Consider the following 15,434-nt stretch of genomic DNA (forward strand, 5'->3'; position numbering starts at 1 on the left):
AGTCACCTCAGACTGCAGCAAGCGTGCCAAGCAGGAATCACCGCAAAAATGATCTCGAGCCCGGTGTTTGCGCTTGTCTGCGCTCAGGGAGAACCCCGAAAACTGCTCCAGCGTCAAACAGTCGGCAAATGCTGCGGTGCGATGGCGTTCCAGGCCGTGTCACGCGTCATCAGGGGTCACACCAAGCCGTCGAACAGCCAGACGTCGACCCGGTCGCCGGCCGCCACCGGGCCCTGCTCGTGGCCCAGCACGACCAGCGCGTTGGCCTCGCACATGCTGCGCAGGATGCCCGCGCCCTGCGAGCCGGTCAGGCGCACCGACCAGCCGCCGTCGGCGTCGCGGTGGACCCGGCCGCGCTGGAACTCCGTGCGGCCCGGCCGCTTGCGGATGGCGGTGGCGCAGCGCGCCTGCAGCACCGGCAGCGGCTCGGCGCTGGCGCCGCCGAGCGTCAGCAGCGCCTCGCGCACGAAGGCGTAGTAGGTGACGAGGCTGGCGACCGGGTTGCCGGGCAGGGCGAACAGCCAGCTCGGCGCCGGGTCGGTGGCGCCGTCGCGGCGCAGCGGGCCGAACGCGAACGGCCGGCCCGGGCGCATCGCCACCTTCCAGAACGCCACCTCGCCGAGTCGGGCCAGCAGGCCGCGGGTGTAGTCGGCATCGCCCACGCTGACGCCGCCGCTGGTGATCACGGCGTCGGCCTGCGCCACCGCCTGATGCAGCGTGGCCTCGAGCGCGGCCGGGTCGTCGCGCACCAGGCCGAGGTCGATCACCTCGACACCCAGGCGCTGCAGCGCGCTCATCAGGCTGTAGCGGTTGCTGTCGTGGATGCAGCCGGCGGGCAGCGGCTCGCCCAGGTCGCGCAATTCGTTGCCGGTGGAGAACACCGCCACCCGCAGGCGCCTGAACACCGTCACCTCGGCCACGCCGAGCGAGGCGATCAGGCCGATGTCGGCCGGCCGCAGCACCCGCCCGGCCTGCACGGCGGGGCGGCCCTGCGCCAGGTCCTCGCCGCGAAAACGCCGGTTCTCGCCCGGGCGCAGTACGCCGGCGTCGATCTCGATCACGGCGTGCTCGCCGTCCGTCGTGCGGCGGCAGAGCTCCTGCGGCACCACCGAGTCGAGCCCGGCCGGCATCACCGCGCCGGTCATGATGCGCACGCACTCGCCGGCCTGCGCCTGCAGCGTCGGCACGTCGCCGGCGTGCACGGTGCCGACCACGCGCAGCCGCACGCTGCCGGCTGCCGGCAGGTCGGCGCCGTGCAGCGCGTAGCCGTCCATCGCCGAGTTGTCGTGCGCGGGCACGTCGATCGGCGAGATCACGTCGGCGGCCAGCACGCGGCCGAGCGCCTGCATCAGCGGCACGGTCTGCGTCCGGGTGATCGGGCGGATCGCCGCGGCGATGGCCGAGCGGGCGTCGGCCACGCTCAGGTGGGTGTCGCCGGCAATCAGGGGGGAGGGGCCGAGTTCGGGCATGGGAGGGGCCGGTCGAAGCACAAGGATGCCGGGAATCATAGCCACGGCGGCTGCGGCGACCGGCCAGCCCGGAACGTCGTTTCTATATGCACACGACGACATATCGCCACGCCTTGATCGACCACGCAGAATCGCGCCCCGCATGACTCCCGTAACAACTGTCGCAATCCGCTCATGAGCACGGTGGCCGCCAGCCTCGGCCTGGCCGTCGATCTGATTTCCAGTGGCGATGCCGACGTGCTGCGCATCGTCGGCCTGTCGCTGCGGGTCAGCGGCGCGGCCTGTCTGACGGGCGCGCTGTCCGGGCTGTGGCTCGGGGCGTGGCTGGCGGTGGCGCGGTTTCCGGGCCACGGCCTGGCGGTCTGGCTGCTCAACACGCTGCTGGCGCTGCCGTCGGTGGTGGTCGGCCTGATGGTCTACCTGCTGCTGTCGCGCTCGGGGCCGCTGGGGTCGTGGGGCATCCTGTTCACGCCCACCGCGATGGTGATCGCGCAGAGCATCCTGGTGGTGCCGCTGATCGCCGCGCTGACCCGCCGCCTCGTCATCGACGGCCTGGCCGATGGCGGCGACCAGCTGCGCTCGATGGGCGCCGGCCCCTTGCTGTCGGCGCTGCTGGTGCTGGTACACGAGCGGCTGGCGGTGCTGACGATCCTGCTCACGGCGTTTGGCCGTGCGGTCGCCGAGGTCGGCGCGGTGATGATCGTGGGCGGCAACATCGACGGCTTCACCCGCGTGATGACCACCGCCATCGCGCTCGAGACCAGCAAGGGCGACCTGCCGCTGGCGCTGGCGCTGGGCCTGCTGCTGCTGGGTGTGGTCGGCGTCATCAACCTGCTGATCGGCTGGATGCAGCCGCGCGGCGCCGCGGCGCCGGGACAGGGGCTGATGTGAGCGGCGAAGCCCTGATCAGCCTGGCGCAGGCCGGCGTGGATTTCGGCGCGGTGCGGGCGCTGCGCGACGTCACGCTGCAGATCAACCGCGGCGAGCGGGTCGCGCTGGTGGGCGCCAACGGCTCGGGCAAGACCACCTTGCTGCGTCTGCTGCACGGCCTGGTCGCCGGCCACGGCCGGCGCGAGGTGCATGCCCTCGAGGACACCGACGGCCGCCCGGCGCTGATGGCGATGCTGTTCCAGCGGCCCTATCTGCTGCATCTGTCGGCACGCAGCAACCTGCTGCTGGCGCTCTGGCTGGCGAAGGTGCCGCGCGCGCAGCGTGGCGAGCGCGCCGCGCAGGCGCTCGAGCGCGTCGGCCTGCAGGGCGTGGGCGAGCGTGCGGCGCGAGCGCTGTCGGGTGGCCAGCAGCAGCGCCTGGCGATGGCGCGGGCCTGGGCCATGCGGCCCGACATCCTGTTTCTCGACGAGCCCACCGCCAGCCTCGACCCCAGTGCCAAGCGCGAGGTCGAGTCGCTGATCGATGCCTTCGGCGCCGACGGCATGACGCTGGTGATGAGCACGCACAACCTCGGCCAGGTCAAGCGCCTGGCGACGCGGGTGCTGTACCTCGAGGCCGGCCACGTCGTGGTCGACCTGCCGGTCGAGCGTTTTTTCCACGACCCGCTGCCGCATGCGGCGGCTCAATTCCTGAAAGGTGAACTGCCATGGACCTGAAGCCGATTCGAATGATCCTGCGCTCGCGCCGCACGCTGATGGCCTGCGCGGTGGGGGCCCTGATCTGTGCCGCCACGCTGTCGCAGGCACAGGAGAAGTTCATCGTGGTGGCGTCCACCACCTCCACCGAGCAGTCCGGGCTGTTCGGCCAGCTGCTGCCGCAGTTCAAGGCGGCCACCGGCATCGACGCCCGCGTCGTCGCGCTGGGCACCGGCCAGGCGCTCGACATGGGCCGGCGCGGCGATGCCGACGTGGTGTTCGTGCACGACCAGGCGGCCGAGGAGAAGTTCGTCGCCGACGGCTGGGGCGTCAGGCGCTACCCGGTCATGTACAACGATTTCGTGCTGGTCGGCCCGGCCGCAGACCCGGCCAAGGTGCGCGGCAAGGACATCGTCACCGGCCTGCAGAAGCTCGCGGCCAGCGGCGCGGCCTTCATCTCGCGCGGCGACAAGAGCGGCACCCACGCCGCCGAGCTGCGCTACTGGAAGCAGGCCGGCGTCGACCTGGCCGCGGCCAAGCCGGCCGGCTACCGCGAATGCGGCTGCGGCATGGGCCCGGCGCTCAACATGGGGTCGAGCAGCAACGCCTACGTGCTGACCGACCGCGGCACCTGGCTGTCGTTCAAGAACCGCGGCGACCTGACCGTGCTGGTCGAGGGCGACACCCGGCTGTTCAACCAGTACGGCGTGATGCTGGTCAATCCGGCCAAGCATGCGCACGTCAAGCAGGCGCTCGGCCAGAGCTTCGTCGACTGGGTGGTCTCGGCGCCCGGTCAGGCGGCGATCGCGGCCTACAAGATCGGCGGCGAGCAGCTGTTCTTCCCGAACGCGGCACGCTGACTTTCCCTGGGCCGGGCTGCCCGGCCCGGCCTGATTCGGCCGTTTCGTGTCAGGCTGGAGCAATCTGGTCCCGAAACCCGTACCACGGGCTCGGAGTTCTGGGTTGATGAGGGTTAAGCCTAGGTTTCCGTCGTCGGTCGCTATGCAGATGATTGCATAGAGCGTTATGTCGCCATGAACCTATGGCGGTTGCGTGCGTCCCCCAAAACGGACCGACAGCGGAGACCCAACATGCAGAAGAGCCTTCACATCAACCCGGACAAGTGCACGGGTTGCTTGCAATGCGAAATGGCTTGTTCCTACGAGAACTACGGCGTCTTTGCGCCGGCCAAGTCGCGCATCAAGGTGTTCGATTTCCACGAGACCGGGCGCAAGGTGCCCTACACCTGCACCCAGTGCGACGAGGCCTGGTGCCTGCACGCCTGCCCGGTCGAAGCGATCACGCTCGACAAGGCGACCGGCGCCAAGGTCGTCAACGACACCACCTGCGTGGGCTGCAAGGTCTGCACGATCAGCTGCCCCTTCGGCACGATCAACTACGTGCAGGAAACCGGCAAGGTGCAGAAATGCGACCTGTGCGGCGGCGAACCGGCCTGCGCCGAAGCCTGCCCGACCGGCGCGATCACTTTCATCGACTCCAACTGGACCGGCTTGAACAAGATGCAAGCCTGGGCCGACAAGTTGGGCAACCAAGCAGCTGCTTGAGGAGAAACAGATGTCCTGGGCAGGAAAACTTCTTCGCGTCAATCTGACGACCGGCACCATTGCCACCGAACCGCTGAACATGGCGTGGGCCAGGCAGTATCTGGGCTCGCGTGGCCTGGCCACCAAATACCTGGTCGAGGAAATCGACGCCAAGGTCGACCCGCTGTCGATCGACAACAAGATCATCTGGTCGACCGGCCCGCTGACAGGCACGATGGCCTCCACCGGTGGCCGCTACACGGTCGTCACCAAGGGCCCGCTGACCGGCGCCATCGCCTGCTCCAACTCGGGCGGCTACTGGGGCGCCGAGCTCAAGATGGCCGGCTGGGACATGGTGATCTTCGAGGGCAGGTCGCCCAAGCCGGTCTACCTGTCGATCCAGGACGACGTGGTCGAACTGAAAGACGCCGCGCACCTGTGGGGCAAGAGCGTCTGGGAAACCGAGGCCACGATCAAGGCCTCGCACCAGGATCCGCTGGTGCGTGTGTCGAGCATCGGCCTGGCCGGTGAGAACCAGGTGCTGTTCGCAGCCGTGGTCAACGACCTGCACCGCGCCGCCGGCCGTTCGGGCGTGGGCGCCGTGATGGGCAGCAAGAACCTCAAGGCGGTGGTCGTTCGCGGCACCAAGGGCGTGGGCAATCTGGCCAACCCCAAGGAGTTCATGCGCGTCACCGCCGAGAAGAAGAAGATCCTGCACGACAACGCCGTCACCGGTGCCGGCCTGCCGACCTACGGCACCCAGGTGCTGATGAGCGTGATCAACGAGATGGGCGCGCTGCCCACCCGCAATCACCGCGATGTCGCCTTCGAGGGCGCCAAGGACATCGGCGCCGAGGCGATGGCCACGCCGCGTGCCACCGACGGCAAGAAGCAGCTGGTGACCAACCAGGCCTGCTTCGGCTGCACCATCGCGTGCGGGCGCATCAGCAAGATCGACAAGACCCACTTCACGGTGCAGACCAAGCCGCAGTACTGGGGCGCCAGCGGCGGCCTGGAATACGAAGCGGCCTGGGCGCTGGGTGCGGCCAACGGCGTCAACGACCTCGAGGCGCTGCAGTACGCCAACGTGCTGTGCAACGAGCAGGGCATGGATCCGATCTCCTTCGGCGCCACCATCGGCGCGGTGATGGAGCTCTACGAGATGGGCGTGCTGACCAAGGAGCAGCTCGGCATCGACGCCAAGTTCGGCGACGCCCAGGCGCTGGCCTACTTCGCCGAGATCACCGCCCGCGGTGAAGGCTTCGGCAAGGAGATCGGCCAGGGCTCGGCCCGGCTGACGAAGAAGTACGGCCACCCCGACCTGTCGATGAGCGTCAAGGGCCAGGAATTCCCGGCCTACGACTCGCGCGGCATCCAGGGCATGGGCCTGACCTACGCGACGTCCAACCGCGGCGCCTGCCACCTGCGCAGCTACACGGTGGCCTCCGAGGTGCTGGGCATCCCGGTCAAGACCGACCCGCTGACGGCCGACGGCAAGCCCGAACTCGTGATGGCGTTCCAGGACGCCACCGCGGCCTTCGACGCGGCCGGCATCTGCATCTTCACCAGCTTCGCCTGGGGCCTGGCCGACGTGCAGCCGCAGGTGGCGGCGGCCTGCGGTGACGAGTTCACGCTCGAGAACCTGAGCCAGATCGGCGAGCGGATCTGGAACATGGAGCGCGACTTCAACAACCGCGCCGGCTTCACGGCCAAGGACGACACGCTGCCCAAGCGCCTGCTCGAAGAGCCGGCCAAGACCGGCCCGGCCAAGGGCCTGGTCAACAAGCTGCCCGAGATGCTGCCCAAGTACTACGACATCCGCGGCTGGGACGCCGACGGCCAGCTCAAGCCCGAGACCCGCAGCCGCCTGGGGCTGTGAACCGACGCCGTCTGACGGTTTGACTCGAATCACAAGGCGGTTTTCGGACCGCCTTGTTTTTTGCACGGAACACGAACATGAAGCATGTGATCCTGGGCGCAGGCCCGGCCGGCGTGATCGCCGCTGAAACCATCCGCAAGCACGCGCCGAACGACGAGATCATCGTGATCGGCGACGAGCCCGAGGCGCCGTACTCGCGCATGGCGATCCCCTACCTGCTGATCGGCAAGGTGGGCGAGGAGGGCACGCACCTGCGCCATGGCGAGAACCACTACGAAAAGCTCGGCATCACGCTCAAGCGCGGCCGCGCCAGCAAGGTGGACACCCAGGCGCGCCAGGTGCTGCTGGAGGACGGCAGCGCCGAATCCTTCGACAAGCTGCTGATCGCCACCGGCTCGTCGCCGGCCACGCCGCCGATTCCCGGCATCCAGGGCCCGGGCGTGCATCCGTGCTGGACGCTCGAAGACGCCCGCGCCATCGCCGCGCTGGCCCAGCCCGGCGCGCGCGTGCTGCAGCTGGGCGCCGGCTTCATCGGCTGCATCATCATGGAGGCGCTGGCGATGCGCGGCGTCCAGCTCAGCGTGGTCGAGATGGGCGACCGCATGGTGCCGCGCATGATGGGCCCGACGGCGGGCGGCATGATCAAGGACTGGTGCGTCGCCAAGGGCGTGTCGGTCCATACCGGCGCCCGCGTCGAGGCGATCGACCGGCCCGATGCATCGGCTGCAGCGGGCTGCGCGCCGATGTCGGTGCGCCTGTCCACCGGCGAACGCCTCGATGCCGATCTGGTCATCAGCGCCACCGGCGTGCGGCCCAACATCGGCTTCCTCGAGAACTCCGGAATCATCTGCCTGGTCGGCGTGCTGACCGACGAGCACCTGCAGACCAACGTGCCAGGCATCTACGCCGCGGGCGACTGCGCCGAGGCCTTCGACAAGGTCAGCGGCACCACCATCGTCAGCGCCATCCAGCCCAACGCGGCCGAGCAGGCGCGGGTGGCGGCGCTCAACATGGTCGGCAAGACCATCGAGCTCAAGGGCGTGACGCAGATCAACGTGCTCGACACGCTGGGCATGATCTCGGCCAGCTTCGGCAAGTGGGACGGTGTGCCCGGTGGCCAGCATGTCGAGCTGACCGACCGCGAGGCCGGCCGCCACCTGAGCCTGCAGTTCAGCGGTGATCAGCTGGTGGGCTGCAACTCGATCGGCTGGACGAATCACGTCGGCGTGATGCGCGGCCTGGTCGAAGGCCAGGTGCGTCTGGGCGAGTGGAAGGACAAGCTGCTCGAAGACCCGACCCTGCTGATGGCCGCCTACCTGGCCAGCGCGCAGGCCCAGCATGAACACGCCCATGTCTGACGCAGTGGCCCTTGACGCCCGCCGGTCGGGCGTTTTGAGCGAGCATCGTCCCATGCAGATCACCTTCAAGCTCTACGCCAGCCTGACCGACTACCTGCCGGCCGAGCGCCGTCTGGGCAACCGAATGCCGCTCGAGGTGGCGCCCGGATCGACCATCGCCCAGGTCATCGAGCCGTTCTCGTTGCCCATGAGCCTGGTGCACCTGGTGCTGATCAACGGCGTCTTCGTGCCGCCGGGCGAGCGCGCCACACGCACCCTGGTCGAAGGCGACGTGCTCGCCATCTGGCCCCCGATCGCGGGCGGCTGAATGCAGAGCGGCTACCCCGCCAGCTTCACCCGCGAACAGGGTTTCAGCGAGGCCGACTGGCTGTCGTGCCTGCCGGGCGCGGTGCGGGGTCGTCCTTGGCGCCGCCCGCGCGACGGCCGGGCGGAGGTCGACATCGACGACGGCCGCCTGCATCTGGCGTGGCAGCCGCTGGCGCCGCGCCAGATCGCGCTGATCCGCATCCCGCGGATGGCGGTGAGCTACCGCTTCGAGGGCGTCGGCGACGATGCCCGCGAGGCCTTCATGAAGTATTTCGACCTGTTCATGCAGCGCGGCGGCGGCTGAGCCGGCTGCCCTGCGCCCGATCGACCTCAGCCGACCTTCGCCAGGATCTGCTGCATGTCTTCGCGGCTGAAGGCGCGCAGCGTCTGGGTGCGCACATTGCCCTGCATGCCGACGGCCAGACCGAACGCGGTCATGGCCTGCTCGTCCTTGGCCTCGAAGGTCACCACCAGGTCGTAGTTGCCCTGGGTCCAGAGGATGCTCTTCATCTCGACGCCGAGCTTGCGCCCGGCGGCCTGCACCGCTTCGGCGCGATGCACGGATTCCTTGATGTTGCGGATGCCCTGGTCGGTGAAGGTGCAGAGGCAGACATACGTGGCCATGACCGTACTCCTTGGGTAGGCGGCGCGACACCATCGGCCGCAGCCGGGATGGCGACCGTATGCCATGCCCGCGGGGGTGTCAACGCGGCCCCGGCGCCCGACCCGTACGCCATCGGGGTTGTTGGCGTGGTCCTGCCGGGAACCATCGGGGGCCGGGCCCGATTCGGTTAACGTCAGCAGCCAGATCCCATCGATTGCATCTCATGAAAGCCCGCGGCGTCCACCTCCAGTACAGCTTCCAGCCCGAGGGCCAGCGCGGCGCCGAGGTCCAGAACCCCTTGTTCGACCTGCTGTGGGCGGTGCGCGAGCACGGTTCGATCCAGCACGCGGCCAAGGCGATGGGTGCGTCGTACCGGCATGTCTGGGGTGCGCTCAAGCAGTGGGAAGAGGTCATGGGCGAGCCGCTCGTCACCTGGACGCAGGGCCAGCCCTCACGCCTGACGCCGTTCGCCGACCGCCTGCTGTGGGCCGAAACCCGCGCCCGCACCCGCCTGACGCCGCACATCGAGGCGCTGAGGGCCGAACTCGAGCGGGTGCTGGCCGAAGCGCTCGACGGCAGCCAGCACGTGCTGCCGATCTACGCCAGCCACGACCTGGCGCTGCCGCTGCTGCGCGATCTGGCCAGCCAGCAGCAGCGCCTGCACATCGAACTGCGCTTTGCCGGCAGCGTCGACGCCCTGCGCGCGCTGGCCGAGGGCCGCTGCCTGGTGGCCGGTTTCCACGTGCCGCCGCTGCAGGGCGGCGCGCGGGTGTTTGCGCAGGCGCTCAAGCCACTGCTCAAGCCGGGACGCCACAAGCTGATCGCGTTCAGCCGGCGCGCCCAGGGTCTGATGGTGGCCAAGGGCAATCCGCTGCAGTTGCGCACGGTGGCCGATCTGGCTGCGTCGGTTGACGGCGTCAGGCGCCCGGTGCGCTTCATCGCGCGCCAGGCCGGCTCGGGCACCCGGCTGCTGATGGATCACCTGCTGCAGCAGCATGGCATCGCGCCCGAGGCGATCACCGGCTACACGAGCCCGCCCGAGGACAGCCACATGGCGGTGGCCGCGGCCATCGCCAGCGGGGTGGGCGATGCCGGCATGGGGCTGGCCGCGGCGGCGCAGGCCTTCGGGCTCGATTTCGTGCCGGTGATGGACGAGGACTATTTCCTGGTCTGCCTGAAGGACGCCCTCGAACACCCCGCCGTGCTCAAGCTGCGCGAGGTGCTGGCCGGCGCCGACTGGCATCAGGCGGTTGCCACGCTGCCGGGCTACAGCGGTGCCCGCAGTGGCGAGGTGCTGTCGCTGACCGGCGCGCTGCCGTGGTGGAACTTCCGCCATCCCAAACACCTGCCCGCGGGCGCGGCCGAGCACCTGCCGGCCGGCTGACCCGCAGGCTTCGGCGTTGCCGTTCGCCCCTGCCGTGGTTGATTTCTCGTCTTCTGCGCATTTCTGGTCGCCCGGGCAGGGTTCATGCCTGGGTCGGGTGCGTGCTGGTCGACATTGCGGAGTCGGTCGATCGAGGGCCGCTTGCAGGGATCATCGCGTGGCAGATCATGGGTAAAGGCGTCGTTTCATGTTGACTTTGCTGGTGCGCCTGGTGGGCAGGCTCAGCGTCGGCCGCAAGCTGATGCTGATCTATCTGCTCGACCTCAGCTCGGTGCTGTACGTGGCGGGCATCCTGATCGACGAGAAGTTCATCGCCATCGACTTCGCGCGCAAGGAACTCGCCGGCAGCGCCTACGTGCGGGTCGTGGCCGATGCGCTGGTCGACGTGGCCGGTGCCGGGCAGCCGCCGTCGACGGCAGCGCCGGCGCTGCCGACGGCCACCCACCTGCAGCGCCTGGCCGAACAGGCCCGTGCGCAGGACGCCGGCATGCGCAGCGCCGAGGTTTCGGCGCCGCTGGCCGACGCCATCACGCGCTGGGCCGAACCCGCCGCAGGCCGGCCGCGGGCCACGGTCGACGAGGTGCTGCGCCGCGGCCAGGACCTGCTGACGCGGGTGGGCAACCAGTCGAACCTGATCCTCGACCCCGATCTGGACAGCTACTACAGCATGTCGATCGTGGTCCTGCGCCTGCCCGAGCTGCTGCAGGTGGTGCACGGCATCGCCCACCACGCCGAAACCGGGGTCGGCCGCGACGCACGCAGCGTCTACCTGGTGCTCGAAGGCCGGCTCGATGCGATCGCGCAAGGGCTCGAGTCCGACCACGCCGAGGCCTTTGCGGCCGGCAGCCCGGCATTGAAGGCGGCGCTGTCGCCAGGCCATGCCGAGCTGAATCGGCGCATCGAGCAGTTCCGGCTGCAGTCGCGGGCCTGGGTCGACGCCGGCATGGGCGTGCACGGCCAGGCGGCGATGCGGGTGGCCGAGGGCGAACTGCTGCGGGCCTTGAAGGCCTCGTGGCTCGACACCAGCCAGGCGCTCGACGGCCTGCTGCTGCAGCGTGTCGACCGGCTCTATGCGCGCATGTGGCTGCACCTGGGCACGGCGCTGTTCCTGCTGCTGTGCGTGCTGGCGGTGGTCAGCTTCGTGGCCGGCCAGATCGCCCGGCCGCTCAAGCGCCTGTCGACCGTGGCCGACACCGTGCGGCGCACCGGCGACCACGGCCAGCGCGTGGACTGGCAGAGCTCCGACGAGATCGGCCGGCTGGTCGACGCCTTCCACGACATGCTCAGCCAGCTCGAGACCGAGCGCGATCGCCAGAAGGAGATGGCCGCCCGCGAGCGCGCCGCCGAGGCCCAGCGCAGTCTGCTCGAGGCCATGCCGGTGCCGCTGATGGTGACGGCGGTGCCCGGCCACGAGGTGCTGCACGCCAACGCGCCGGCGCGGCTGTGGATCGGCGAGCGGCTGGCCGATCCGTGGGCGCTCGGGCTCGATTCGCACGTGCGAGCGCGCTTTTTCCAGCAGTTGCAGGACCGCGACGCGGTCGACGAGTTCGAGGTCCACTGGCGCGGCCCGACCGAGGCCGTCTGGGCGGTGCTGTCGGCGCGGCGCATCGTCTTCCAGGGGCGCGACGCGGTGCTCACCACGCTGGCGCCGATCAACCACCTCAAGCAGCTCGAGCAGCGGCTCGAGCTCTGGGCCAAGGTGTTCGAGACCTCGTCGGAGGGCATCTTCATCGTCGACGCCCAGCAGCGCATCCTGACCGCCAACTGGGCGCTCACGCGCAGCACCGGCCACGACCTGATCGAGCTGATGGGTGGCGATCCGGCCGAACTGCTGGCCGGCGCCGACGCCCGCCAGACCTGGCAGTCGCTGGTCGAGCGGGTGCAGACACGCGGCAGCTGGCAGGGCGAGGTGCGTATCTGCCGCCGCGCCGGTGGCGACTACCCGGCCTGGCTGCTGGCCAACGCGGTGCGCGACCGCGCCGGCCATGTCTCGCACTGGGTTTGCACCTCGATCGACATCACCGACCGCAAGGAAAGCGAGCGGCGCATCCGTTTCCTGGCCGAACACGACGTGCTGACCGAGCTGCCCAACCGCGCGCTGTGCATCGAGCGCCTGCGCCTGGCGCTGCAGCAGGCCCGGCGCACGGGGCAGAAGGTGGCCGTGCTGTTCATCGACCTCGACCGCTTCAAGAACATCAACGATTCGCTCGGCCACCACGTCGGCGACGGCCTGCTGCGCTCGGTGGCGCAGCGCCTGGTCGACGGCGTGCGCGCCGGCGACACCGTCAGCCGCCTGGGCGGTGACGAGTTCGTGGTGGTGCTCAACGGCCTGGCCGACATCGAGGAGGTCGCGCACGTGGTCGAGCAGCGTCTGATCCCGCGCGTGCGCCAGCCGCACGGCGTGCAGGGCGCGGAGATCCACGTGTCGTGCAGCGTGGGCATCTCGGTCTTCCCGGACGACGCCCAGGACATCGACGAGCTGATGCGCCAGGCCGACGTGGCGATGTACCAGGCCAAGGCGCAGGGCCGCAACGGCGCACAGTTCTTCACCGCCGAGATGAACCAGCGCGCGCAGGCGCGCCTGATGGTCGAGAACCACCTGCGCAGCGCCGTGGCGCAGGGCCAACTGTCGCTGCACTACCAGCCGCGCATCCATGTGGCCGACGGCCGGGTGGCGGGGGTCGAGGGGCTGCTGCGCTGGCACAGCCCGGAGCTGGGTCATGTGCCGCCGGACCGCTTCATCCCGGTGGCCGAGGAGACCGGCCTGATCATCGAGATCGGCGCCTGGGTGATCGAGGCCGCCTGCGCCCAGATCGAGCGCTGGCGCGGCCAGGGGCTGCAGGAGGTGGCGGTGTCGATCAACCTGTCGGCGCTGCAACTGCGCGACCCCGGCCTGCTCGACGTGCTGCGCGCCAGCCTCGAACGCCACGCCGTGCCGCCCGGTCAGCTCGAACTGGAGCTGACCGAGTCGATCCTGATGGACCAGGTCGATGCCCACCTGGTCACCTTGCACGCCTTGCGCGAACTGGGGCTGCGCCTGTCGATCGATGATTTCGGCACCGGCTATTCGAGCCTGAACTACCTCACGCGCTTCCCGATCGACCAGCTCAAGATCGACCGCTCCTTCGTGCGCGACATGCTCGACGACCCACGTGACCTCGCCATCATCAAGGCCATCATCGGCCTGGGCCACACGCTGGGGTTGAAGGTGGTGGCCGAAGGCGTCGAGCGCGAACTCGAGGTGCAGGCGCTGCGCGCAGCCGGCTGCGACGAGCTGCAGGGTTACCACTTTGCCCGGCCGATGGCGGCCGACACCGCCACCGCCTGGCTGCTGGACTGGATCCGCCGCCAGGCGGCCGTGCGTGGCGGCAACTTGCCGGCCGAGTTTCCGGTCTGAGGCGGTGGCGCTGCCGGCCCGGCCTCGATCAGCGCGGCCGGGTGGCGCTCAGCACCTGGCTCTCGTAACGCGGGTACAGGTGCACGACGTTGCGCAGGTATTCGGTCTCGAACGCCGCCCAGCCGCGATAGAGCGCCGGCACCGGCGCTTTCAGTACCTCGTTCATCTCCCAGCCCTGGCGGGCCCAGAGGCTGAAGTTCCGGTCCAGCCACTGCAGGTAGCCGCGTGTCTGGGCGATGCCGTCCAGGCTGGCGCGCACCGGCCCGTGGCTGGGCACCAGCGTCTTCACGCCGGCGCTTTCGAGCAGCGGCTGTAGCCGGTCGAGGCTGCGCTGCCAGTCGCCGATTCGCGCATGCGGCGTGGTCGGGATGCGGTCGACGAACACCAGCCCGCCGACGAAGGCGACGCCGCTGCGGCGGTCGATCAGCACCAGGTCGGAGTCGGTGTGGCCGTCGAGCTCGTGCAGCGCGAACTCGCGGCTGCCGATGCGCAGCGTGCCGCCGCCCGGCGTGACCGCCACCGCCGCATCGGGCTGCAGCGCCTGCGTGCCCTTCATCCAGTCGCCACACAGGCGATAGAGGTTGGTCTCGTAGCCGGCGGCCTCGCGCGCCATGCCCGCGCCGGTCAGCGCGGTCGCGCGGCGCGGCACGTCGGCAAAGGCCTGGTTGCCGAGGAAGTAGTCGGGGTGCAGGTTCAGGTGCAGCACCTGCACCACCGGCTGCGGCGTGGTGCGCGCGATCAGCGCGCGCAGCTGCTCGCCGTAGATCCGCCCCGGTCCGGTGTTGATCACCAGCACGCCGGCATCGGTGACGATGAAGCCGGTGTTGATGATGTTGCAGCCGTTGGCGACGCTGAAATCGGCGTTCGCGCCTTCGACCACGTAGACACCGGCGCCGAGCTCGAGCGCCTTCAGGCCGTGCTCGAGCCGCTCGACATTGACGATCGGCGCCGCGGCACTCGACGGCTGTGCCTGGGCCGGCGCGCCGACGCTGCACAAGGCGAGGGCGGCGGCGCACAGGCCGGCCGTCCAGGTGGGATTGGGTGGGCGCTGTTTCATTCGATGCGGCTGTCGATGCGGTTGCCGTTGTTGTCCACGCCGACCAGGCGCAGCACGCCGGCCGGGCGGGTGGCGAAGTCGAACGAGAACACCGGGTTCTCGCTCACCGGCTCGAAGGTCTGCAGCCGCAGCAGCTCGCGGTCGTTGCCGTCGCGCAGCGTCAGCCGGCTGAGGTAGAAGGCCGGGATGCCGCCGACCAGGCCGGTGTCCATCGGGTGCATCACGCGCAGCCGCACGCGCGTCGGTGCCAGCGCCTGGGTGACTGCGCTGGGCTCGGCCTTGTCGACCGCCGGGCTGCTGTCGAACACCCGCGCGCTGACGATGCCCAGCGTCTGCGACCAGCTGCCGTCCTTGCGCGTCGCACCCGACGCCGTGCAGCCGCCGCCCGACGAATCGACCCACGCGCCGCCCACATGCCAGCGCCCGTCGGCCGTTCGCACCGCCGCCCGCACGGGGCTGGCCTGTTCGAGCTTGAAACGGAACGCCACCCGCGGCAGCGCGCCCATCGGCTGGTACTCGAGCACCTTGCGGATCGGGTTGCGGTCGACCAGCACGACGATGCGCTGGATCTGGTCGAGCCCCTCGACCGACACCGAGATCGGCACGTTCATCGGGTCTTCGGCAAACGCCGGGCCGCTGACCTTGACGCGCGGGTCGAACACCACCGGCTCGCCGCCGAGGAACTCGCGCCGCATGTCGACCCAGGGGTGCGACTGGTAGGGATCGCCTTCGAAGGGGTCGGCGGTGGCGATCGTCGGCGTCGCCGTGGCCGCCGCGGCCGGGCCGATGCTGGCGAGCAGCAGCGTTGCAACCAGCGCGGCGCGACGAGACAGGGGTGTCATGGGCAGGT

General features: G+C 69.9%; 14 protein-coding genes. 10 read left to right on the forward strand and 4 right to left on the reverse strand.

Translation table 11 applies throughout. The features are described from left to right. Positions 1 to 176 precede the first annotated feature (176 nt). On the reverse strand, positions 177 to 1,469 hold the full coding sequence (gene moeA, locus LCHO_RS09070) for a molybdopterin molybdotransferase MoeA (RefSeq protein ID WP_012346840.1): 1,293 nt from the start codon (positions 1,467 to 1,469) through the stop codon (positions 177 to 179). A 174-nt stretch (positions 1,470 to 1,643) separates the two neighbouring features. Between moeA and LCHO_RS23355 the strand changes: the two genes are divergently transcribed. The 8 genes from LCHO_RS23355 (at position 1,644) to LCHO_RS09110 (ending at position 8,446) form a co-directional block, all read left to right on the forward strand. After that, complete coding sequence (locus LCHO_RS23355) at positions 1,644 to 2,360, forward strand: ABC transporter permease (RefSeq protein WP_012346841.1); 717 nt, start codon at positions 1,644 to 1,646, stop codon at positions 2,358 to 2,360. After that, positions 2,357 to 3,076, forward strand: a complete 720-nt coding sequence (locus LCHO_RS23360) for an ATP-binding cassette domain-containing protein (protein WP_012346842.1) — start codon at positions 2,357 to 2,359, stop codon at positions 3,074 to 3,076. The genes LCHO_RS23355 and LCHO_RS23360 overlap by 4 nt, the downstream gene beginning before the upstream one ends. Further along, the gene (locus LCHO_RS09085; protein WP_012346843.1) at positions 3,067 to 3,915 is read left to right on the forward strand and encodes an ABC transporter substrate-binding protein; all 849 of its coding nucleotides are present in this window, start codon (positions 3,067 to 3,069) and stop codon (positions 3,913 to 3,915) included. Before LCHO_RS23360 ends, LCHO_RS09085 begins: the two co-directional genes overlap by 10 nt. Before the next feature lie 231 nt (positions 3,916 to 4,146). Then, positions 4,147 to 4,620, forward strand: a complete 474-nt coding sequence (locus LCHO_RS09090; protein ID WP_012346844.1) for a 4Fe-4S dicluster domain-containing protein — start codon at positions 4,147 to 4,149, stop codon at positions 4,618 to 4,620. 10 nt (positions 4,621 to 4,630) lie between these two features. Beyond that, entirely contained in the window at positions 4,631 to 6,478 is a 1,848-nt protein-coding gene (locus LCHO_RS09095) for an aldehyde ferredoxin oxidoreductase family protein (protein ID WP_012346845.1), read from the forward strand. 77 nt (positions 6,479 to 6,555) lie between these two features. After that, positions 6,556 to 7,836: an NAD(P)/FAD-dependent oxidoreductase gene (locus tag LCHO_RS09100; RefSeq protein ID WP_012346846.1), complete on the forward strand. Its 1,281-nt coding sequence runs from the start codon at positions 6,556 to 6,558 to the stop codon at positions 7,834 to 7,836. Positions 7,837 to 7,888: 52 nt separating this feature from the next. Further along, positions 7,889 to 8,143 (forward strand): sulfur carrier protein ThiS, encoded by a 255-nt coding sequence (gene thiS, locus LCHO_RS09105; protein WP_012346847.1) that lies wholly within the window; start codon positions 7,889 to 7,891, stop codon positions 8,141 to 8,143. Next, complete coding sequence (locus tag LCHO_RS09110) at positions 8,144 to 8,446, forward strand: hypothetical protein (protein ID WP_012346848.1); 303 nt, start codon at positions 8,144 to 8,146, stop codon at positions 8,444 to 8,446. 26 nt (positions 8,447 to 8,472) lie between these two features. Here LCHO_RS09110 and LCHO_RS09115 read toward each other — a convergent pair whose 3' ends face one another. Beyond that, positions 8,473 to 8,766 carry a GYD domain-containing protein gene (locus tag LCHO_RS09115; RefSeq protein WP_012346849.1) on the reverse strand — a complete coding sequence of 98 codons (294 nt, stop codon included), beginning with the start codon at positions 8,764 to 8,766 and terminating at the stop codon, positions 8,473 to 8,475. Positions 8,767 to 8,969: 203 nt separating this feature from the next. Here LCHO_RS09115 and LCHO_RS09120 point away from each other — a divergent pair, with 203 nt between their 5' ends. Both LCHO_RS09120 and LCHO_RS09125 read left to right on the forward strand, forming a co-directional pair. After that, a complete protein-coding gene (locus LCHO_RS09120; protein WP_012346850.1) occupies positions 8,970 to 10,130 on the forward strand; it encodes a substrate-binding domain-containing protein in 1,161 nt (386 codons plus the stop codon). A 187-nt stretch (positions 10,131 to 10,317) separates the two neighbouring features. After that, positions 10,318 to 13,527, forward strand: a complete 3,210-nt coding sequence (locus tag LCHO_RS09125; RefSeq protein WP_012346851.1) for a bifunctional diguanylate cyclase/phosphodiesterase — start codon at positions 10,318 to 10,320, stop codon at positions 13,525 to 13,527. Positions 13,528 to 13,555: 28 nt separating this feature from the next. Here LCHO_RS09125 and LCHO_RS09130 read toward each other — a convergent pair whose 3' ends face one another. Together LCHO_RS09130 and LCHO_RS09135 are read right to left on the reverse strand one after the other, a co-directional pair. Continuing rightward, positions 13,556 to 14,584, reverse strand: coding sequence for a quinoprotein relay system zinc metallohydrolase 1 (locus LCHO_RS09130; RefSeq protein WP_012346852.1), 1,029 nt, complete (start codon positions 14,582 to 14,584; stop codon positions 13,556 to 13,558). Beyond that, entirely contained in the window at positions 14,581 to 15,426 is an 846-nt protein-coding gene (locus LCHO_RS09135; protein ID WP_012346853.1) for a quinoprotein dehydrogenase-associated SoxYZ-like carrier, read from the reverse strand. The genes LCHO_RS09130 and LCHO_RS09135 overlap by 4 nt, the downstream gene beginning before the upstream one ends. Positions 15,427 to 15,434: the final 8 nt, after the last annotated feature.

The sequence above is a fragment of the Leptothrix cholodnii SP-6 genome, from assembly GCF_000019785.1.
GTDB classification, from domain to species: domain Bacteria; phylum Pseudomonadota; class Gammaproteobacteria; order Burkholderiales; family Burkholderiaceae_C; genus Sphaerotilus; species Sphaerotilus cholodnii.